The organism is Nocardia vaccinii NBRC 15922, from assembly GCF_001613305.1.
Classification (GTDB): Bacteria; Actinomycetota; Actinomycetes; order Mycobacteriales; family Mycobacteriaceae; genus Nocardia; species Nocardia vaccinii.
In genome coordinates this window covers 18,237-39,323 of the sequence record NZ_BDCC01000034.1, presented here as the reverse complement: position 1 = coordinate 39,323, position 21,087 = coordinate 18,237, and the positions used below count along the sequence as shown (strand labels likewise).

The 21,087-nt window shown below is 68.5% G+C and carries 16 protein-coding genes; 13 read left to right on the top strand and 3 right to left on the bottom strand.

Annotated features, from left to right (window positions below):
• Positions 1 to 62: 62 nt before the first annotated feature.
• A complete protein-coding gene (locus NV1_RS22950; RefSeq protein ID WP_067894893.1) occupies positions 63 to 404 on the bottom strand; it encodes a hypothetical protein in 342 nt (113 codons plus the stop codon).
• A gap of 280 nt (positions 405 to 684) precedes the next feature.
• Here NV1_RS22950 and NV1_RS22945 point away from each other — a divergent pair, with 280 nt between their 5' ends.
• The 5 genes from NV1_RS22945 to NV1_RS22925 all read left to right on the top strand — a co-directional run bounded on the left by NV1_RS22945 (position 685) and on the right by NV1_RS22925 (position 10,540).
• Positions 685 to 1,878 (top strand): NsdA family TPR-like regulatory protein, encoded by a 1,194-nt coding sequence (locus tag NV1_RS22945; RefSeq protein ID WP_218027194.1) that lies wholly within the window; start codon positions 685 to 687, stop codon positions 1,876 to 1,878.
• Between the two features lie 288 nt (positions 1,879 to 2,166).
• A complete protein-coding gene (locus NV1_RS22940; protein WP_067894917.1) occupies positions 2,167 to 2,931 on the top strand; it encodes a DUF2127 domain-containing protein in 765 nt (254 codons plus the stop codon).
• Between the two features lie 321 nt (positions 2,932 to 3,252).
• Entirely contained in the window at positions 3,253 to 4,836 is a 1,584-nt protein-coding gene (locus NV1_RS22935) for a TIGR02677 family protein (RefSeq protein WP_084525663.1), read from the top strand.
• A complete protein-coding gene (locus NV1_RS22930; RefSeq protein WP_067894911.1) occupies positions 4,836 to 6,296 on the top strand; it encodes a TIGR02678 family protein in 1,461 nt (486 codons plus the stop codon). The genes NV1_RS22935 and NV1_RS22930 overlap by 1 nt, the downstream gene beginning before the upstream one ends.
• A complete protein-coding gene (locus tag NV1_RS22925) occupies positions 6,296 to 10,540 on the top strand; it encodes a TIGR02680 family protein (RefSeq protein ID WP_067894890.1) in 4,245 nt (1,414 codons plus the stop codon). Before NV1_RS22930 ends, NV1_RS22925 begins: the two co-directional genes overlap by 1 nt.
• A gap of 272 nt (positions 10,541 to 10,812) precedes the next feature.
• On the opposite strand, the gene NV1_RS22920 is transcribed toward NV1_RS22925, so the two are convergent.
• Entirely contained in the window at positions 10,813 to 11,313 is a 501-nt protein-coding gene (locus NV1_RS22920) for a MarR family winged helix-turn-helix transcriptional regulator (RefSeq protein ID WP_067894887.1), read from the bottom strand.
• A gap of 99 nt (positions 11,314 to 11,412) precedes the next feature.
• Between NV1_RS22920 and NV1_RS22915 the strand changes: the two genes are divergently transcribed.
• Positions 11,413 to 12,372, top strand: a complete 960-nt coding sequence (locus tag NV1_RS22915; protein ID WP_084525662.1) for an EamA family transporter — start codon at positions 11,413 to 11,415, stop codon at positions 12,370 to 12,372.
• Positions 12,373 to 12,652: 280 nt separating this feature from the next.
• Positions 12,653 to 13,291 (top strand): NAD(P)-dependent oxidoreductase, encoded by a 639-nt coding sequence (locus NV1_RS22910; protein ID WP_067894884.1) that lies wholly within the window; start codon positions 12,653 to 12,655, stop codon positions 13,289 to 13,291.
• 208 nt (positions 13,292 to 13,499) lie between these two features.
• On the opposite strand, the gene NV1_RS22905 is transcribed toward NV1_RS22910, so the two are convergent.
• Positions 13,500 to 14,159 (bottom strand): TetR/AcrR family transcriptional regulator, encoded by a 660-nt coding sequence (locus NV1_RS22905; protein ID WP_157117265.1) that lies wholly within the window; start codon positions 14,157 to 14,159, stop codon positions 13,500 to 13,502.
• A gap of 158 nt (positions 14,160 to 14,317) precedes the next feature.
• Here NV1_RS22905 and NV1_RS22900 point away from each other — a divergent pair, with 158 nt between their 5' ends.
• From NV1_RS22900 to NV1_RS22875, 6 genes are all read left to right on the top strand, one after another.
• Positions 14,318 to 15,487, top strand: coding sequence for an MFS transporter (locus NV1_RS22900; RefSeq protein ID WP_067894879.1), 1,170 nt, complete (start codon positions 14,318 to 14,320; stop codon positions 15,485 to 15,487).
• Between the two features lie 255 nt (positions 15,488 to 15,742).
• Positions 15,743 to 17,221: an amino acid permease gene (locus NV1_RS22895; RefSeq protein ID WP_067894876.1), complete on the top strand. Its 1,479-nt coding sequence runs from the start codon at positions 15,743 to 15,745 to the stop codon at positions 17,219 to 17,221.
• Positions 17,218 to 18,315, top strand: coding sequence for an alpha-hydroxy acid oxidase (locus NV1_RS22890; RefSeq protein ID WP_067894873.1), 1,098 nt, complete (start codon positions 17,218 to 17,220; stop codon positions 18,313 to 18,315). Before NV1_RS22895 ends, NV1_RS22890 begins: the two co-directional genes overlap by 4 nt.
• 58 nt (positions 18,316 to 18,373) lie before the next feature.
• Complete coding sequence (locus NV1_RS22885) at positions 18,374 to 18,721, top strand: RidA family protein (protein ID WP_067894870.1); 348 nt, start codon at positions 18,374 to 18,376, stop codon at positions 18,719 to 18,721.
• Positions 18,722 to 18,733: 12 nt separating this feature from the next.
• Positions 18,734 to 19,741, top strand: coding sequence for a class I SAM-dependent methyltransferase (locus tag NV1_RS22880; protein WP_067894867.1), 1,008 nt, complete (start codon positions 18,734 to 18,736; stop codon positions 19,739 to 19,741).
• Complete coding sequence (locus NV1_RS22875; protein WP_067894864.1) at positions 19,738 to 21,084, top strand: FAD-binding oxidoreductase; 1,347 nt, start codon at positions 19,738 to 19,740, stop codon at positions 21,082 to 21,084. Before NV1_RS22880 ends, NV1_RS22875 begins: the two co-directional genes overlap by 4 nt.
• Positions 21,085 to 21,087: the final 3 nt, after the last annotated feature.

Below are 21,087 nucleotides of genomic sequence, written 5' to 3'. Positions count from 1 at the left end.
TCGTCGTTGCGCGGTCGAAGCGCATGGTCGAAGGCCGAGTCTCGACCGCGCAACGACGAGCCTTACAGCGCCGAAAACCCGCCGCAGCGAAGCGGAGGCAAATCGGACACCGCCCAGACGCGGGCCTCGGCTTCCTCGGCCAGTTTGGCGAGCAGGATCTCGCGCGGAATCGTCTGTCCCGCCAGATGTTCCAGGGACGGAACTACGACATGGTGTGCGTCCGCGCGCTTGAGCTCGGCGGTCAGCTCCGCGAAGGCGGTGCCGTCACCGGTCGTCGATTCATGGAACGTCGCGGCGAAGCACATCCCCGCGGAGTTGGCAAGGCTGCACATGGCGTCTTCGAGCTCCTCGGGGTGGCCCTCGGCCAGTTCGTCACGCACATACCCATAGATCAACGCTTCCACCCGAACCTCCGTTGGGATCTGGATAGGGATTCGCTGTTCTGTTGTCGCCCCCTACACGCGGCGGGGCACTGCTCGACGAGATACCACCGGCCGATACCACTGCTTCGGCGGTACCGCGCGGGCCGGAAATCGACCCGTTCCGAGCATGCCTCACCGATAAATGTAATTGCAGATGTCAATGCGCTGACATCCGGATGCCCTATCCGGGTCATCTGGAGTTAACTGATGGGATACTGAGCCCGTGGCCGCTGGTGACGATCGACCCGTTTGGGCAGTCCGAATGCGTTCCGAACGAGATGCCAGGGGGTGGTCGCAGACCGAAGCGATCCGCGCGATGCGCGCCAAGTCCTCGCACAACCTGCCGACCGACAGCACATTGCTACGCAACTGGCGGCGCTGGGAATCGGGCGAATCGCGTCCCGACGAGTTCTACGCGCCGATCATCGCCGCGGCCTTCGACACCGTCACCGCCGCGTTCTTCCCCAAGGCCCGCCCGAACCGGGACGACGAGTTGCTGTCCTCCACCGGGATGGACACCCTGGAATTCCTCGGCCGCCTGCGCATGTCCGATATCTCGTCGGCCACGCTCGACGCCATCCGGATCACCGCCGAGCGGCTGTGCTGCGAATATCCCTGTTCCGATCCGCGCACCCTGTACGCGGAGGGAACGGCGTGGCTGCGTCGCATCACCTCCCTGCTGGACGGCCGGTTGACCTTGGCGCAGCACCGTGAGGTGCTGGTGCTGGCCGGGTGGGTCGCCCTGCTGGTGGGTTGCCTGGACTACGACCTGGGCCGGCGAACCGAGGCCGAGGCTACTCGCCGCGCCGCGTTGTCCCTGGGCCGCGAGGCCGACCATGCCGAGATCATCGGCTGGAGTGCGGAGTTGGCCGCGTGGTTCGCCCTGACCCAGGGCAACTACCGCGGCGCGGTCGACGCCGCCGACGCCGCCCTGGCAAGTACCCAGCAACTCGGCGTCGGCGTCCAGCTCGCCGCGCAGCAGGCCAAGGGCTGGGCGCGCCTGGGCGATCGCACGGCGATGGAGGCGGCGCTGCGCCGGGGCCGCTCGATCCTGGACCGCCTCGACCATCCGGTCAATCTGGACAATCACTTCGTCGTGGACCCGCAGAAGCTCGACTTCTACGCGATGGACTGCAGTCGCGTCATCGGCGAGGACCAGTTGGCGAGAAGCTATGCGCAGCAGGTGATCCAAACCTCCACGGGTCCCGGCGACACCGTCCTCAAACCCATGCGGGTCTCCGAGGCGCGCCTGACCCTGGCCGTGCTGGCCGTGCGCGACGGTGCATTGGACCTCGCCGTCGACGAGGGTCTGCGCGCCTTCACCGGAACCCGACGCTCCCTGCCGTCGCTGATGTGGATAGCCGGCGAAACCGCCCGCGAGATGATCGAGCACTACCCCGACGATCCGCGCACCCGCACCTACCTCGAACAATTGCGTGAGCTGGCAACACCGTAAACATTGTATTCTCGGCCCTCGCTTCGCTCCGGCGTGTTCGCGGCCCCCGAAGTCTCGCCGTTCGGCCCCGTGTCGGGCACTCGTTCCTCGCACCGCCACGCGTCCGAACGGCGAGACGGGCCGCGAACACTGCGGTTGGCGTTGCCCGAGTGCACGAGCCTGGGTGACTGTTGGGTTGCTTTCGCTTCGCTCCCGCTGTTCGCGGTCCCGGCGGGGCTCGAACTGGTGCCGGCGTTGTTTCCGGGGGCCGCGATCGCGCCGGAGCGCAGCAGAGGCCAAGATGGAGCAATGGATTTCAGTCTGCGGACCTGCTCGTGGCGGGGGCATGCCACCTACGCGCCCGATGAGACCGAACTCGCTGCACGCCTACATGTTTCGACTCCGGCGGGCACAGCGTGGCGCTGTCTGCGCTGCGGCGACTTCGTCGTCGGCGATCCCGCGGGCCGCGGTCCGGCCGACGAGGCGCCCGAGGTGCCGCGCGGGCGGCTGCTGCGAGACCGGTTCATCATGCGACTTCTGGCGATCGAGCGGATTCTGCGCGGTCTGGTCTTCGTCGCACTCGGGGCGGGGGTATTCAAGGTGCGCAATTCGCAGCATCAGCTGCGCACGGCATTCGACAAGGAGATGCCGCTGATCCAGCCGCTGGCCGATCAGATCGGCTGGAATCCGGACAATTCGAAGATCGTGCACTTCATCGAACAGGGGTGGAAGCTCTCGCCGACGGTGCTCAGCCTGATCGCGATCGGGCTGTTGGCCTATGCGGCGATCGAATTCATCGAGGCGGTAGGGCTGTGGTTGGCGCAGCGCTGGGGTGAGTACTTCGCCGTCATCGCGACCGCGATCTTCCTGCCGCTGGAGATCTACGAGCTGACCGAGAAGATCACCGTGGTGCGCGCGGGTGCGCTGTTGATCAATATCGCCGCGGTGCTGTGGCTGCTGTGGTCCAAGCGGTTGTTCGGAATCAACGGCGGCGGACGCGCATACCACGCCGAACACAACGAGGAGAGCCTGCTCACGGTGGAACGTTCGGCCGTCGCGGTGCCCGCGTCCTGATCGATGACGGACGCCGCGGCGGCCCCTCGGCGCGCCGACGCCGGGGACGCCGCGGCGCCCGCGGGTATCGGTATTACCCTCGACCCGGTGACCGAGTCCGCTGAAGGATTGCTGCCCGAGGCCGCATCCGCGACGTCCAGAGGTGAGACCGCGGTGCCGCGTACCTCCGCGACGGCCGCATCGGACCCGGACATCAACAGATCACCGCAGGACTCGGGCCCGACCGCGACTCCGGAGGCACTGTTCGACGGTTCGGCACCTCCCCGCGGTCGCGTGGTGTTCGCCCCGGCCGGCATCGATGCCGCCGCGGCGGAGGATCGGTTGCGGCTGTTCACCTTCGCCACGGCAGAGAAACGCGGCGAGTACCTGTGGGTGTTGCGCGCGTTCGATCAGGCCCGCGCCGCTTACGTCGTACTGCTGCACGCCAGCGATGTCGCCGACGCGCTGACCCGGTTTTCGGGCGCGCCGCGGCTGTCCGCCGCCGAGGTGGGCCCGCTGCTGGAACAACTGCACCAGTGGGGTGTGCTCGAGCGCAGCTACGACGGCACCCGCGCGGCGACCCTGGCCGAATATCGCAACCGGCACTTCGTCTATCAGTTCTCGCAGAGCGGTTATCACGCCTATCGCGCCGTCTCCGAGGTACTCGGCGCGCGCCTGGACGAGGCGGCGTTGTCGCGCCTGGTCCTGCCGGAATTGCTGACCGATCTGCAGGCTCTGGCCCAGGCCAACCGAACCGGCGATGCCGAACGCGTCTACCGCGTCCTGAACCGCCTCGACACCACCCTGTCCGAACTGGCCGAACGCGCCGCACACTTCTATCTCACCCTCGGCGATCTGGTGCGCACCACCGAGGCGACGCCGGAATCCTTTCTGGCACACAAGGATGCGCTGCTGGCGCATATGCGCGAATTCAGCATGGACCTGGCTCGTTTCGCCCCGCGATTGGCGGCCGCGATCACCGAGGTCGAGAAGACCGGCGTGGAGGAGATGATCGCGCGGGCAGGGGCCTGCGACGAGCGGGTGCTGCTCAGCGTCGCCGATCGTGAGGCGGATTGGCGCGACCGCTGGCGCGGGCTGCGCGGCTGGTTCATCGCCACCGCGGCGGATGTCGATGCGGGCGAAGGTCATTCGGATGCGCAGTCCAGAGCGGGTACGGGCCAGACCGAGGCCGAGCGGCTGCGCGATGCGACCATGAGCGCCATCGCCGCGGTGCTCTCGCTGTTGCGCCGGGTCACCGAGACCCGCAAGGGCGGGGTCAGCCGGGAGTCCGCGCTGCGCCACCTGGCCGGATGGTTCACCGCGACACCGAATGCCCAGAGCGCGCACGCGCTGTTCGACGCGGTCTTCGGTTTGGGCCGTCCTCGGCACCTGTCGATGGAACATCCCGATGCGGATGTCATTCCCGCGATCCGATCCTGGTGGGACGCACCGCCGTTGGAGATCGCACGCACCCTCGCCGAGACCGGACGTCCACCGTCGCCGGGCGCGCCGTCGCGAATCGCGCGCAACGACGCGGGAATCCGGCGGCTGCGTCAGGCCCAGTTGGACGCTCAGCGCGCCCGCGCGGCCGCGGCGCAATCGCTGGCCGCCGCCGGTCTGCACGAACGTGTACTGGACGACGGCGAGACCGAAGTGCTGCTGCGCCTGCTCGACGCGGCCTCGACCGCATGGGTCCCGGTGAGCGGCCGGACCGGAACCACCGGCTCCGACAGCGGAGTCACCCTGACGGTCTCCGAACATCCCGGTTCGACCGTCGTGCGCACCGCACGCGGACTGCTGCACCTGAACAATCGCCGACTGGAGATCCGCGAAAACGGCCGTGCCCGAATACCTTCCACCAGGGCTCGCCCCGGTCCCGGCTTGCCGGAGCGAAGTGAAGGCGATGTCACAGAGGCCCGCCCATGATCCACGCTCGCACAATAGATTCCCTCGCCCTGGACAGCTATCAGCGGGCCGCGCGGGTGATTCTGGCCAACCACCTGGTCACCCGCAGCTATCCGGATCGGATCGCCCTGCCGCTGCTGCGGCGCTGGGCCACCGAACTGCGTGAGGATCTGGCCGAATTGTTCGGCTACCGGCTCGAGGTCACCGAGACCACCGCCCGGTTGTTCCCGGTGCTGGATCGGCTCGATTCCGGTCGTCCGGCGCGGACGCCGGGTGATCGAGTCTTCGACCGGCGACGCTACGCGTACCTGTCCCTGGCCCTGGCCGCGCTCGGCCGGGCCGGCGATCAGATCACCCTGTCGGAGTTGGCCGACCAGGTCGCCTCGTATGCGACGCGGGTCGACGGACTCGAATTGTCCACCGATCGAGCCGCCGATCGCGACGCGTTCGTCGACGCCGTGGCCTGGCTGGGTGCGCGCGGCGCGCTCACCCTCGCCGACGGCGACGCCGGGGGCTGGGCAGCGGATCCGGATGCCGGTGAGGCCCTCTACGACATCGACCGGGCCGTGGTCTTCGCGATCTTCCGGCCGCCGCGCGTACTGCAGCATCTGCGGAGCGTGCGCGGCTTGTTCGAGGACGAATCCGACAGCGGTACAGGCACTTCCGCACCGCAGGCGCGGGCGGCCGATGCCCGCCGGGTGCGGCGCGCGCTGGTCGAGCGACCGGTGGTCTACGCACAGGAACTGACCGAATCCGAGCGGCTGCAACTGGGTACGGAGAAGGTCGTCGCCGAGGTGGAGCTGCTCACCGGGTTGCGGGCCGAGCGTCGCGCCGAGGGCGTCGCGCTGATCGACACCTCGGGTCGTTTCTCCGATGTGCGCTTTCCCAGCACGGGCACCCTCGCTCAGGTGGCGCTGCTGCTGGTCGGCGAGATCGCGGATCTGGTCCTGGACATCGACAATCCCGTCGAGCGTCGTCACCGCGCCGCTCCGGCCACCACCCTGATCGACGCGCTGGACGACGCGATTCCGGAGTCGACCGTATTCACCCCGCTGGTCGTGTCCTCCGATCCCGATGTGGCACAAGAAGATGCGGCCGATCGAGAGATTGCGGGCGAAGACGAGGAGATCGACGTGGAGCCGCCGTATCCGGTCGTACCGTTGTCCTGGATCCGTGAGACCGTCCAGGCCCTCACCGACCGCTACGGGTCCACCTTCGCCGCACAGTGGCAGGCCGACGTTCCCGGCCTGACCCGGGAGGTCCTGGCACTGCTGGAACGACTGCACCTGGTCGAATCACACCGCACTGGAGACGAGACGGCCTCCGGCGAAACGGATTCCGAACCGGTCCTGTTGATCCTGCCCGCCCTCGCCCGTTACCGCGGCGCGGTGGTCACGGTCCGCACGCGCGCCAAGAGCGAGCTGTTCGCCTCCGCGACCGCGCTCGGCGACCACGCCTATCCGGCACAGAAGGGGAGTTGATGGAGCTCATCCACGGCGGCGTCCGATTCGTACCCACTCGGGCGGGCATCATCAACCTCTGGGACTACCGCGATCAGGAGTTCTGCTTCGCCGACGGGCGACTGGTACTGCGCGGGCCCAACGGGTCCGGTAAGACCAAGGGCCTGGAAGTGCTGTTCCCCTTCGTGTTCGACGGGCGGATCGAGCCGCGCCGGCTGAATCCGTTCGCGGGCGAGGAACGCACGATGAAGTCGAATCTGTTGTACCGCAAGCAGGAATCGGCGTACTCGTACGTGTGGATGGAGTTCGCCCGCGGTCGGCGCGAGGATCCCGAGGTCGTCACCATCGGCATCGGCATGCGCGCGACCCGCTCCTCGGACAAGGTGACCCGCTGGTATTTCGTCGCAGACGGCCGGGTGGGTGTCGACTTCTCCCTGATCGGCCCGGACGACCGGCCGCTCACGCGCAAGCAGCTCGCCGAGCAGATCGGCACCGACGCGCTCACCGATCGTCCGGTGGACTATCGCGCCGCCATCGACGCACGCATGTTCGGGCTCGGGGCGCAGCGCTACGACCAGCTGATCAATCTCATCCTGACCCTGCGCCGTCCGCAGCTGGCCAAGAACCTCGACCCGCGCGGACTGTCCCAGGCGCTCGCCGACGGCCTGCGTCCGCTGGACGAGCAGCTCATCCTGGACGCGGCCCGCTCGTTCAGCGATATGGAGGAGGTCGGCCGCACGCTCGAGGGCCTGGTCCAGGCGGACACCGCCACCCGCGCCTTCGTCGGGGTGTATCGCAAATATCTTGCGGTGCAAGCCAAGAGCGATGTCGACCAGGTGCGCGGACGCATCGACGCGGTGACGCACGGCAGTACGGCGCTGTTCGCCGCGACGGCGCTGCGTGAGCGTCGCGAAGGTGAGCGAACCGCCGCCGAGGAACGCGCCGAGGCCGCCGATCGCGCCTACGAGCAGGCGCTGACCGATCGGGAGACGCTTCAGCGCTCCAGCGCGTACGAGGGCAAGCAGCAGCTCGACGATCTGGCGGACGCGGTGCGCCGGTTGGAGGCCTCCGCGGCGGTGCATCGCGACAAGGCGACCAAGGCGCAGCAGGCGGTCGAGCAGCGCGCAGAGGAGGCCGAAAGATCCCGCGCGGCAGTAGAATCCGCCACCGCCGCGTTGTCCCGCGGCGAGGAAGAATTGCGCACGGCCGCCGAGGAGGCCGGTATCGGCTGGTCCGCGCTGCCCGAGCAGGCGCGTGCCGAACAGCTCACCACCACCGTGCGCAGTCACGCCGAGGAGCGCGATGCCGACGTGCGTGCGGTGCGCCAGGCGCTGACCCTGGTGGACACCGCCGCCGCGGGACGTTCACGCGCCGAACGCACCGCCCAGCGGGCGATCGAGCAGCGGGACACCGCCGCGGCCGCGCTCGCGGAGGCCGAGGCCACCGTAACCCTCGCCCGGTCGAATACGGCCGCGGCGCTGCGTGACTGGCGGGAGGAGCACCGCGAGATCCACGAGCCGGTACGCGCGGGGTTGTTCGAAGCGCTCGATACCGCTCTGGCCGCCGTGGGTTCCGATGACGCGGCCACCCTCACCGAGGTTCTCACCGAGCACACCGAACCGCTCTCCGAGCAGATCCGCAGTCAGCGGCAACAGGCCCGCACCGCCGCCGAACAGGCCGCGGCCCGAATCGCCGAGCTGCGAGCCGAGCGAGATCGGGTCGCAGCCGAGAAGGAAGATGCACCAACGGCTTTCGCCGCCCGCACCGACTCGCGCGAGGCTCGTGCGGGTGCACCGCTGTGGCGGCTGGTCCGCTTCGCGGACGACATCTCGCCCGAGCAGGCCGCGGGCATCGAGGCGGCGTTGCAGGCCGCCGATCTGCTCGACGGTTGGGTGTATCCGGAAGATGAACTGCCGCCACATGATTCGGAGCAGTTCCTCGTCCCGCTGCCGCCGCGGGACCGCCCGGCGGGCCGCACCCTGGCCGATGTACTCGTCGTCGAGGACGATTCGGATGCTCTGACCGTTCCCGGCGATGTCGTTTCGGGCGTGCTGGCCTCGATCGCATTGTCCGGCAATATCGTTCACCACGACGGTGCGAGTGCCGGGAAGGCCACCGCATCCGGCGGCGCGACCACCCCGGTGACGATCGATGCCGACGGCCGATACCGCCAGGGCGTACAGCTGGGCCGCCACACCAAACCGCATGCCGAATTCATCGGCGCGACCGCCCGTGCCCGCCGCCGCGAACTGCGCCTGGCCGAGCTGGCGGCCGCAATCGAGACCGCGCAGTCCGCCGAACAGGAAGCCGCCGCCCAGCAGCGGGAGGCCGCCGAACAGCTGGCCCGAATCACCGCCGCCGCCAAGGCATTACCTCGTACCCACACGGTCACCGCCGCATTGCGCGCGGTCTCCGAGGCCGCGGGCATGCTGCGGTCGCGGGCCGAGGCGGCGGCGCAGGCCGAGGGCGATCTGGATCAGGCCGTCGCCGAGTTCACCGTCGCCGACAAGAAGGTTCGCGGCGTCGCGGCCGCTCATCGCGCACCGCGTGATCCGGCCGAACTCGATGCCCTGGCCGCGGCCATCCGGCACTTCGAGAACACCGGTACCGCGCTGTTGCGCCTGCGCGGGGACCATCAGCGCGATCACGAGCGGTCCCGCGAGAGCGAGGACCGGCTGGCCGAATCCCGGGATCTGGCCGAAGCTTTCGCCGAGGAGGCCGAGTCGGCGCGGGCCGGGTACGAGGAGCAATTGCGCAAACTCGAGACACTGCGCGAGGCGCTGGGCGCGGGCGCCGCCGATATCGATCGCGAACTCGAACAGGCCCGGATGCGGATCGAGGCCGCGCGGGCCGAGCAGAAGGCCGCGCGCAAGGCGGCTTCCGACGCGATCGAGGCGGTAGGCTCGGCCGAAGGAGCGTATCGGGCCGCGCACGACTCGCTCGGCACCGCCCTGACCGAACTGCTCGCCGACGTGAAACACCTTGCACCCTATGCCCGTCCGGACCTGTTGAGCCTGCTCGGCGCACCCGAGCACTGCCGCTGGCCGAGTACCGAGGCGGCTTGGTCCACCCCGGAGCAGTTGCTGTACCGGATCGAGACCGGCGGACCGGAAGCCGCGCCCCGAGTGCTGCCCGAGGGAGTGCAGGAACTGTTCGACGGTCTGTGCGTGGCCACCGCGTCGGTGCGCGCCGGTGAGGCGGCCCGCAAGTCCACCCGCAGCGCGGTCACCGCCGCGCTGCAGGAGTTCGACGCCGCCCTCGCCGCCGCCCGGCAGGACTACCGGCTGCAATGGGACGCCGCCGACGGGCTCACGGTCGTTCAGGTGCACGACGATCAGGGCGTGGCCGCGCTGGCCGATTTCGCCGACCGCATCGCCGGGGCCCGCTCGGATCAGGAACTGCTGCTCACCGACGCCGAGCGCCGTATCCTCGAGGATGCGCTGCTGACCGGTCTGGCCCAGCAGATTCACGAACGCACCAGTGACGCACGCGATCTCATCAATCGCATGGGCACCGAGATGCGACAGCGCCGGATGTCCTCGGGCAACACCATCGGCGTGCACTGGGTGCTGGCGGACAGTCTGTCCGAATCCGCCCGCGCGGTGTGCAAACTGCTCGACCGGGACGCCTCCGAGCTGAGTCCGGAGGACCTGGCCGCCGTGCGCGCGCACTTCGCCGCGGAGATCCGGGCCGCTCGCGCCGCGCACCCGGAACGCTCCTATCCCGAAATCCTCGCCACCACACTGGATTACCGGACCTGGCGAGTGTTCTCGTTCACCCTGATCACCGCCGACGGCAGTGAGGACCGGCTCACGGTGGCCCGGCACAGCGCCCTCTCGGGCGGCGAACAGTCGGTGTCCCTGCATCTTCCGCTGTTCGCCGCCGCGCACGTCATGCTCGATTCGGCCGATCCCCAGGCGCCGCGCCTGCTCGCCCTGGACGAGGCGTTCGCCGGTGTGGACGACAACGGGCGCAGCGAATTGCTCGGCCTATCCGTGGATTTCGACCTGGATCTGTTCATGACGGGCTACGACCTGTGGATCACCTACGACCACGTGCCCGCGTGCGCGCACTACGATCTGGCCCACTCGGCCGCGGAGAACACCGTCAGCGCAACCCTTCTGGTGTGGGACTCGCACGATCTGCTGGCCGAACACGACGGCTCGGATCTCACCGCCGCCCTGGGCTCACCGGGCCGCCGCCGGGTGCCACACACCGTCGAGGGCGGCATAACCCTGGACGAGGCAATGGAACTCACCTCCTGACGGGGTCGGTGCCCGTACCGCAACGTCTGCCGGACCACATCGTCGAAGGCGTGCGCACGGCCCGGCGACCGCCAGGTTGCCGCTGCGCCGCCACCACAGCGGCAGGGTGACACCGACCAGGACCTGCAGTGGCAGTGGCTGGATGATCATGCGAACGACACGTTCGCATGATCACGATCGGGAGTGCCACAGGGTCCACAGGATCGAAAGCCCGAGCGGAGCACCCGTCCACCGGCTCGCCTATGGGCTCGGCCGGCCGCGCGGGTCGCAGGTCAGGTGAGGGTGGTGTCGCCGAGGGATTCGGACAAGGTGCGCAGGAGGGCCGTCAGGTGGTCGCGGTCGGCAGCGGAAAGGTCTGCCAGTAGGCGGTTTTCATTGGCGACGTGCCGGGGGAGGAGTTCGTCGACCATGGTGCGTCCGGCGGCGGTGAGCTGGATGCGGACCGAGCGTCGGTCGCCGGGGTCGGAGTTGCGGCGGACCAGTCCCTTCGACTCCAGGCGGTCGATGCGATTGGTGACCGCGCCCGAGGTGATCATCGCCGCCTTGATCAGCGCTCCCGGCGTGAGCCCCTGGTCGCCGCCGGAACGCCGCAGTGTCGCCAGCATGTCGAACTCCCAGCGCTCCAAGCCGTGGCCGGTGAAGAACTCGCGCAGTTCGCGGTCCAGCACGCGGGCCAGCCGAGTGATCCGGCCGACCACCTCCATCGGCGCGACGTCGACATCCGGGCACTGCTCGCGCCACGCGGCCGTGATCAGGTCTACTGCATCAACCATCGATAGCCCTCTCCACATGAAGAATCTTAGCGTTGGCATAAAGCGGCCTCGTGTGGTGTTATCTCTCAACATTAAGATAGTTAACCTGGAGAGAAGGCCATGACCACTCGGAACGCCGCCGGGTCGCCCGCCGCGACCTTGGCGCTCACCGCACTGACGCCCCTGGTCTGGGGCTCCACCTACGCTGTCACGACCGAATTCCTGCCGCCCGATCGGCCGCTGTTCACGGCCCTGATGCGGGCGCTACCCGCCGGACTCGTGGTGTTGGCGCTCACCCGGGTGCTGCCGCGCGGCCGCTGGATCCTGCGCGCCATGGTGCTCGGCACCCTGAACATCGGCGCCTTCTTCCCGCTGCTGTTCCTGGCCGCCTATCGTCTGCCGGGCGGCCCGGCCGCCGTGCTGGCCTCGGCATCACCGCTGTTCGCGTTGGGTTTCGCGGCGCTGTTCCGAACCGAACACCCGACCGTCCGCAAGCTGGTGGCCGCCGTCGTCGGCATCGCCGGAGTGGCCATCGTCGTAATGCGCGCGCGGGCCGCGCTCGATCCGATCGGCGTACTGGCCGGCATCACCGGTGCGGCGTGCATGGCCGCCGGGACCGTGCTGACCAAGCGCTGGGGTCGGCCCGAGGGCGTCGGGCCGCTGGCCATGACCGGCTGGCAGCTCACTGCCGGTGGTCTGCTGCTGTTGCCGCTGGCGTTGCTCACCGAGGACGCCCCGCCCGCGCTGGACGTCCGCAACATCGGCGGTTACCTGTACCTCGGGGTGATCGGCACCGCGCTGGCCTATGTCGTCTGGTTCCGTGGCATCTCCCGGCTGCCCGCCACCTCGGTTGCCTTCCTGGGGCTGCTGAGCCCGCTGTCCGCGACCGTGATCGGCTGGGCCGCCCTCGGCCAGGCTCTGAGCCCGCTACAAGTCCTCGGAATGGCGATCGCCTTGGGCGGCACGCTGCTCGGCCAGACCGGCGCCGACCGGGCCGCGAAGCGGACTGCCCGCCAGGAGATTTCCGACGACCCCGCACCCGAAGCGCAGACCGCCGTCACCACTGAGCAATCCGCCTGATGGCTCCACCAACCGCCCCGTCGCGTTGTTGCCACATCCGGCCGAGCATGGTCTCCCTATCGCACAGCGCCGACGTCACAGTCGGCTATCAGTGCGAAACCCGTTCTACCAGTGGGTTCTTCGGCCGAGAGACAGCGCGATGCACACCGGCCGATCACCACGTGTCACCGGCAATCACCTCTGGTCGGCACTACGCCGACAACCGGTATCCGGTCGATCGCATCGCATACCGCCTGGGCCGACTCCCGGTCGAGAACAACTGGAAGGAAATCGAATTCCCATGCGTATCACAGTCTTCGGAGCATCTGGTGCCGTCGGCAGCCGAGTGGTCGCCGAGGCGGTCGACCGCGGCCACACCGTAACGGCCGTATCCCGGGACGCCGCACGTTTGCGCGAACTGGCGTCGCGGATCGAGATCAGGTCCGGCGACGCCGCGAATCCCGATCAGGTTGCCGAGCTGAGTGCCGATCGCGATGTGGTGATCAGCGCGACCCGTCCGGGGCCGGGCCGAGAGGAGGAGTTGGCGGCGGTGGCCGTGGCACTGCTGACCGGGCTGGCGCGCACCGAGGTGCGGCTACTGGTGGTCGGCGGCGCGGCCGGTCTGCGGGTTCCCGGCGGCGCGATGCTGATCGACACCCCCGATTTCCCGTCCGATCTGCGGCCGATCGCGTTCGCCTGCAACCAGCAGCTCGATGTTTTCCAGGCGGCCACCGCGGGGCCGGTGGATTGGGCCTATGTGAGCCCACCCACGCTGCTCGAGCCAGGCGTGCGGACTGGCTGCTATCGGGTCGGCGCGCACGATCTGCTGGTCGATGCCGAGGGCAATTCGTTCATCTCGATGGAGGACTTCGCCGTCGCATTGCTGGACGAAGCCGAGAGGCCCAAGCATCATCGGACCCGGTTCACCGTCGGGTACTGAACCGAGGGCGGCTCGGCCCGAACAGCACCCCGAGGACGGGCATTGTCAGGCCCGTCCTACCCGCGGACGCCGCTGTGTCACGAATCGCCGTGCTCGACAATGGTGTTCGTCCCCCGTGTGCAGATCTGTGGACCAATGCGCCAGCGACGCAAGGCTCCAGAGGCCACCGCGCGAACAACCGCCCCGACGCAAGGGGCTGCGCGCCGGATCACGGCCCGCGCTGCTGGGACCGGACCGCAGCCGGCGACTGCCGCACGGCTCCTTCGTCGACGCCGAGTGCGCCCGCGACCGCCCGGGTGAGGTGGTCGGAGATCTCGGCGCTGTTCCAGCCTCGATGCTCCGCCAGGTCGTAGACGACGCGTTCGTCGAAGATGGTGATCCACAGCAGGACCGCGTAGGTGATGTCGAGATCGGGCGCCCTGTCGTCGCGGACCAGAGCCTCGAGCACTTCGGCGAGAATGTCGTGCAGACCGGTGATCGCCTCGTCGCCTCCGGCCAGCCGCTCGATGAATCCGCTGCTGCTGCGGATGTAGCGCACCGCTGAACCCCATTGCATCGACTGCTGCACCCAGGTGCCGCAGAATCGGTGGAAGCGGCCGAGCGAATCGCGCCGCGCCGCGGTCCCCGAGTCCTCGGCATCGATCAGCGAGAACGCCTCCAGCAGTTGAGTGATCGCCCGCCGATGGAACGCGGCCATCGCGTCCTGTGGCGTCGGGAAATGCCGGTACGCCGTGGCCACACCGACTCCCGCCACGGCGGCGAGTTCGGGGATCGAGAAGCCGACCCTACCGGCCCGCAGCAGGGTGTGGACGCCGTCGACCAGCAGCACTCGGCTGCGCTGGGCATCGCTGCGGGTGTTCACGGGCACGACCCCATCCTGCACAAGCCGCTCTGCCGATGTACCGGGTGGGTCGAAAACAGTGGGTGCGGCATCGGGACGGCTGCCCGATTCCACATTCGAGTAGAGAAGTTCTTCTCAGTTATCTATCATATCAATCGAGAAGATCTGCTCACTTAGGGGGCGAGATGCGGGTAGCGGCACCGGGCGCGCTGTTGGTGCTGATCATGGCGCAGCCGAATATGGCGACCGGCATGATGCCGTACTACCGGCACGCCTGGGCACTGGCACCGCTGCTCATCACGGTGATCTTCGCCGCGTATCTCTTCGCGCTCACGCCGACGCTGGCACTGCTCGGAACGCCGCCCGCACGCACAGGGTGGTGGTGGCGGATCGGGCTCGGCAGCGCCTTCGGCATCAGCGCGGATGTGGCCATGGCACTGGCACATTCCGCCTGGCCCGCCTGCCTGGCGCGGATCTGCGCGGGACTCTCGGTGGGCCTGGTGACCGGCTCGCTGGCCGGGCTGATCCTCGAACGCCGGGGCGAACGCGGGCGCACGGCCATGGCCACCGCAACCGTATTCGGTTCCGCACTGGGCACATTCGCCGCCGCCGCACTGGCGCAGTATCTGCCCGCACCGGGAGTCACCGTCTATCTGGTGCATGCGGTCACGCTCGGAACGGTGGCGCTGATCGTACTGTCCGATCGCGGCATACGTGTCACGACCGTCGCACGTGGCGCCGCACCCGTGCCCGGTGCGGATGAACCGCCGATCACCGGATATCTCACCGGAATCGCCGCGTGGGTCTCCGCCGGTCTGGTCGTCGCCCTGCTGCCCAGCTACGGCGCGGAGCTGCTGGGTACCCGGAACCTGACCCTGCTCGCACTGCCGGTCACGCTGTATCTGATTTGCGCCTGGCTCGCCCAGCGTGCTCTGCCGCCCCGCATCCTGCCCGCCGAACCTGTTGCCGCGCAACTGATCATCATCGCGGGGGTCGCGATCGCCGCGGCGGTCTCCTGGGCTCCCAGCCTGCCGCTGCTGCTGTGCGGCGGCGCGATCGCCGGATGCGGTCAGGGCATCGCCTATCGCACCGGGCTGCGCATCGTCAGCGCCGCCGCGACTCCGGATCGGCACGCCCGGATCGCCTCGCGATTCGCCGCCGTGGCCTATCTGTGCGCGGCACTCGGCACCGTCGCCCTGGGGGTCGTGGCCACCGTCCGGTCGATGCGCGACGCGGTTCTGGCCGCGGCGGTCGTACTCGCCGCAATCGCCGTGGCCACCTACATGATCCGCCGCCACGCAGTGCTGCGCGCCGTGCGACCCACCCCCGTTTCGCAGACCTCGACAACCGCATAACCCAACCACACCGCATTCTCCGCCTTCTTCCCCGAGCACCGTCCGCTCTCGCGAAATCCACCGGAAATATCACTGCGGCACGACGCACGGAATTACCACCGTGCGCAATACGCATGCCCGAAAGTCTTGCACTGCAACACATTTGCGGAAACACCCGAAACGGGTTCGTTACCTGCGTTCACCGGAACACAAAATCCGATTGCTTCACTGGAATACACGAAAACCAAATACATTCCCAGCGAATGGATTCCGATCATGGCAGCACCCACCCGGACCGGCCCCTCGATCACACGCCGGACGAACGCATTCCGTGTCCGAACCACCGAGGCGTCGATCGCCACTGCCGAAAACACCGGCGGCACACTGAAACGCAGTCTCGGCCGCACAGATCTGATCGCGATGGGCGTCGGCACCATCATCGGTGCGGGCATCTTCGTCACCACGGGCGTCGCGGCCGCGACAAAGGCCGGACCCTCGATCATCCTGTCATTCGTGCTGGCAGGAGCGATCTGCGTGCTCGTCGCACTGTGCTACAGCGAGCTGGCATCGATGACGCCGGTGTCCGGCAGCGCATACACCTACACCTACTCGACGATGGGCGAGGTCCCGGCATTCCTGGTGGGCTGGAATCTACTGCTCGAATACGCCGTAGCCGCCGCCGCGGTCGCGATCGGCTGGTCGGGACTTTTCGGCGCGGCGCTCGAATCATTGTTCGGCATAACGCTTCCCAAGGCGATATCCAGCGGGCCCAGCGACGGCGGAGTCGTCAACCTTCCGGCGGTGATAATCGTCGGCATCATCGTCGCCGTGCTCGTATTCGAGGTGAAAATCGCCGCAGCCGTGGTGAAAACCCTTGTCGCACTCACCATCGCCGTACTCGCGCTGGTCGTCGCGATCGGTGCGCCGCATGTGCATCCGGGTAATTGGGAACCGTTCGTGCCGTTCGGCGTCAACGGCATCGCCGCCGGTGCCGCACTGGCATTCTTCGCCTATCTGGGATTCGACGTCGTGGCCACCTCCGCGGAGGAAACGCGCAATCCGCGGCGGAATCTGCCCTGGGGCATCATCGGGTCGGTCATCATCGCAACCGTCCTGTACGTCGCCGTGAGTGCCGTATTGACCGGTGTCGCACCGTATTCCACCCTGAACAACGCCGCGCCGGTCGCCACAGCGCTGGCCGCGATCGGTGCGGGCTGGATCGGCAAGGTCATTCTGGTGGCGTCGGTGATAGCGCTCACCAAGGGCCTGCTGATGGTGTTCTACGGTCAGACCCGGCTGGTATTCGCCATGGCCCGCGACGGTCTGGTGCCCAGGTCACTGTGCCGCACCGGTTCTCGCGGCGTACCCGTTCGGCTGAGCCTGGTGCTGGGAGCGGTGATCGCGGTGGTGGCAGGTCTGCTGCCGATCGACACCGTGGCCGAACTGGTCAACATCGGCGCGCTGTTCGCGTTCGTCATCGTGGCCCTGGGTGTGCTGATCCTGCGCCGCACCGATCCGGGCCGTGCACGCCCCTTCCGGACGCCGCTGATGCCGATGGTGCCGTTACTCGCGATCGCCGGTTGTGTCTGGCTGGCAACCACGTTCGCACCGCTGACCTGGTTGCGTTTCGTGATCTGGAGCGCCGCCGGCGTGGTGCTGTACCTGACCTACGGACGCGGACATTCGGTCGTCGGTGGTGGCCGCGCATCCGAGTCCACCACCGAGGAGGCCGCTGTGACCGGAGGTGCCGCGTGACCGCCCAACTCGACAGCTTCTACCCCACCCGGGTCGACTTCGGCACCCTGGCGGAGATCCACCGAGCCGCGGCGGCGGCCCTGCCCCCGGACGTCTTCGATTTCGTCGAAGGCGGTGCGGGCAAGGAGATCACGTTGCGCGCCAACCTGGCCGCATTCGACCGCTGGCGCATTCTGCCCGAACCGATGAGCGGGGTCGGCACGCCCTCGACCGGAACCGAACTGATGGGTATCGGGCTCGACACGCCGATCCTGACCGCGCCGTTCGGTGGCGACGCCCTCTTCCACGCCGAGGGCCACCTCGCGGTCGCCCGAGCCGCGCAACGGCATGGCGCGCTGTCGATCGTGCCCGAGGCGGGCAGCTTCTCCTACGAACGGGTGCACGCGGCCGCACCGCGTGCCGCGCGCATCGCCCAGTTACATCCGTTCGGCCACGCCACCGCCGAGGCAGACCGCTTGGCACACAACGGATTCGAAGCCCTGTGCATCACGGTGGACTGCCCGGTCGGCGGATTCCGCACCCGGAACATGGGCAATCGCTTCGACCCGGATCAGCGCCTGTTCGCGGGCAACCTCACCGGGGAGAACGGCGCACCGGGCGTCGCGGAGGTGTTCGGGCAGTTGCTCAAACAAGGTGGCGCGGTCTGGGATTGGGATCAGCTCGCGGACGCGGCGGCGGGTTTCGGACTGCCGTGGATCGCGAAGGGCATTCTGACACCGGCCTCGGCCGAACGCGCCCTCGCCGTCGGCGCATCGGCGCTGGTCGTCTCCAATCACGGTGGTCGCCAACTCGATCCGGCTCCGGCCAGCCTCGAGATGCTGCCGGGCATCCGCGCGGCGGTCGGCCCGGATCTGCCGATTCTGCTGGACAGCGGCGTGCGCACCGGCAGCGACATCTACCTGGCACTCGCGCTCGGGGCCGACGCCGTCGTCATCGGCCGAGCCGCCATCTACGGGCTGGCCGCCGCCGGCGAGGCCGGGGTCGACCGGGTCCTCGCACTGCTGAACGAGGAACTGCGCACGCTCATGATCCTCTCCGGCGCAGCGACTCTCGGCGATATCGATCGCTCCCGGATCGTGCGGGCCCCGGCATGAGGGGCCGGGGTCGCACCGACATCCGGACACCACCGGTCCGCCGAAGGAGACCACTCTCGTGAACGCACCCTTTCCCGCGGCCCGCGCCGGCGGCGGCCTGATCTTCACCTCGGGCCTGGCCGCCATCGATACCGCCACGATGACGGTGTCCGCCGACACCTTCGACGAGCAGGCGACCAACGTGTTCGACCAGCTCGACGCCGCACTCGACGAGGCAGGCAGCAGCCGCGCACAGGTCCTGAAACTGGACTGCTATCTGTCGGACCGGCGATGGTTCGCGTCCTGGAACACCGCCTTCGCCAAGTTCTTCAGCTCAGCCGCACCGGCGCGGACCACCACCGTCACGACCCTGCCCATCGAGGGGCTGTTCATCGAAATCCAGGCGATCGCGGTCGCCGCATCCTGAGGGAGATCCATCATGACCGCCGCAACTCCGCTCGTGCATACCCGTTCCGCCATCGGCGATTTCACCATCCGCGACGTCATCGAGGGCCAGACGGCCGGGCAGCTCATCGTGGCCGCCGACGACTGGGGCTGGTGGGCGACGCTCCTGGGCGGCAACACCATCGCACCCACCACCGGCATCCAGCAGGCCGTGGCCGTCGGCCTGGTGCGCGCCGGATTCCTGGTCCGGCGCAATCACCGCTACCACCTCACCCACACCGGTCACGATGTCGGCAAGAACCGGGGCTTCGTTCGGTGCGCGGTGCGTGGCTGGGAACCCACCTTCCGCAAGCTGTCCGACGCCGCACTCGACGAATTCATCCCCGCCGCAACCGAACCCGGCGAGGTCGCACGCGCCTGCACCGATATCGCCCGACGACGTCCCGAGATCTTCGCCGGTATCGGCGCGGCCATCGCCGCGGACGAAACCCCGGGCTGCACCATCGATCTCGGCTGCGCCGATGCCGGACGGGTGCAGGCGCTCGCCGCGATCGCACCGAAGGAGCGATTCCTCGGCGTGGACATCGAGGCCGAGGTGATCGAAGAAGCCACCGCGGTCCTGGCCGGGCTCGAGCTCACCGACCGGGTCACCCTGCTGGCCGGTTCGGTACAGCCGGAGACCGAGCCTCCGGCCTGGCTCGCGCACGTCGACCGCGAGAGTGTCACCACCGCCATGTCGTTCTTCCTGCTGCATCAGCTCGCCAGCGACAGCGAAGGCATCGCGGCGGTACTGCGCGGCTGGATGGAGTGGTTCCCGAACCTGCGCCGCCTGGTCATCGGCGACGGCTATCTCCTCGAGGCCGAACAGTGGACCCAGCAACCCTGGTTCTCGCCCACCTACGAGATCTACCACACCATCACCGGGGTACGACTGTGGACGCGACAGGAGTACGAGGCCGCGTTCGCCGAACTCGGCTGGTCCGTGACCCGCCGGATGGAGGACCACACCATGCTCGTCACCACCGTCCTCGAACGCGGATGACCACCTCCTTCGACGGCCCCCCGATTCCGATCGACACCCGCGCGGCGGTTCTGGATCAATTCGTCACCGACGAGACCGGCCGCCGCGGCAGCCGCCCGCGCGGGGTCGCCCATGCGACCGGTCTCGACGACGTGCTCACCGTGGTGGCCTGGGCACGCCACTCGCGCACCCCGCTCATCCCCCGCGGCGCGGGCACCAGCCTGGAAGGGCATCTGCTCGCCCGCGGGGACGAGCTGATCCTCGATCTGTCGCAAGCGGATTCGATCCTGGACATCTCGCCTACGGACTTCACCGCCACCGTGCAGCCGGGTGTGACCCGCACCCGGCTCAACGCGGCGGCAGCCGAATTCGGACTGCAGTTCACCGTGGACCCGGGCGCGGATGCCACGCTCGGCGGGATGGCCGCCACCAATGCCAGCGGTACGACCAGTGTGCGATACGGCGGCATGCGAGCCAATGTCGTTGCACTGCAGGCGGTTTTCGCCGACGGCCGGGTCACGCGGCTGGGCCGTGCGGTGCGGAAGTCCTCGAGCGGTTACGACCTGAAGAGTCTGCTGATCGGATCGGCGGGCACGCTGGCGATCATCACCGAACTGACCGTACGACTGCACCCGATTCCCGAATGCCTGGCCTCGGTGCGGATTTCGTTTCCGAACGTGAGCGCCGCAGTGGATGCCGCGGTCGAGATGCTGGGACTCGCGCTGCCGGTGAGCAGACTCGAATTCGTCGACGCCGCGAGTATGGCCGCTGTCAACGCCTTCCGAGGCACCCGCTATGCCGAGATGCCCGCGCTGTTCGTCGATCTCGAGACCGCCTCGGCCGCCGCGGCGCACGCGAACGAACGCGACATCCGTCGCATCGCCCGGGTGCACGGCGCGACCGCCGTCACCGTGGCCCGAACGCATACCGAGCGACAGGCACTCTGGGAGGACCGGCACAAACTCTTCTTCGCGCTCAAGGCCCGCAGCCCCGGACACCGGTTCCTGGTGACCGATACCGCCGTGCCCTGTTCCCGCATCGCCGATGCGGTGGGCACCGCCACCAGGCTCGGCGACGAGCTGGATCTGGACATCAGCGTGGCCGGACACATCGGAGACGGCAACGTGCACGTCGTGGTGCCTTATACCGAAACGAACCTCCCTGCCGCCCTGCGGTTCTCGGACGCAGTGGTACGCCATGCGCTCTCCGTCGGCGGCACCGCATCGGGCGAGCACGGAATCGGCCTGGCCAAGAAGAAATATCTTCGCGACGAGCACGGTGCCGCCGTGGAGGTCATGACCCGGCTCAAACACGCCCTGGATCCGCACGGACTGCTGAATCCGGGCAAGATCCTGGACGCGTGATGC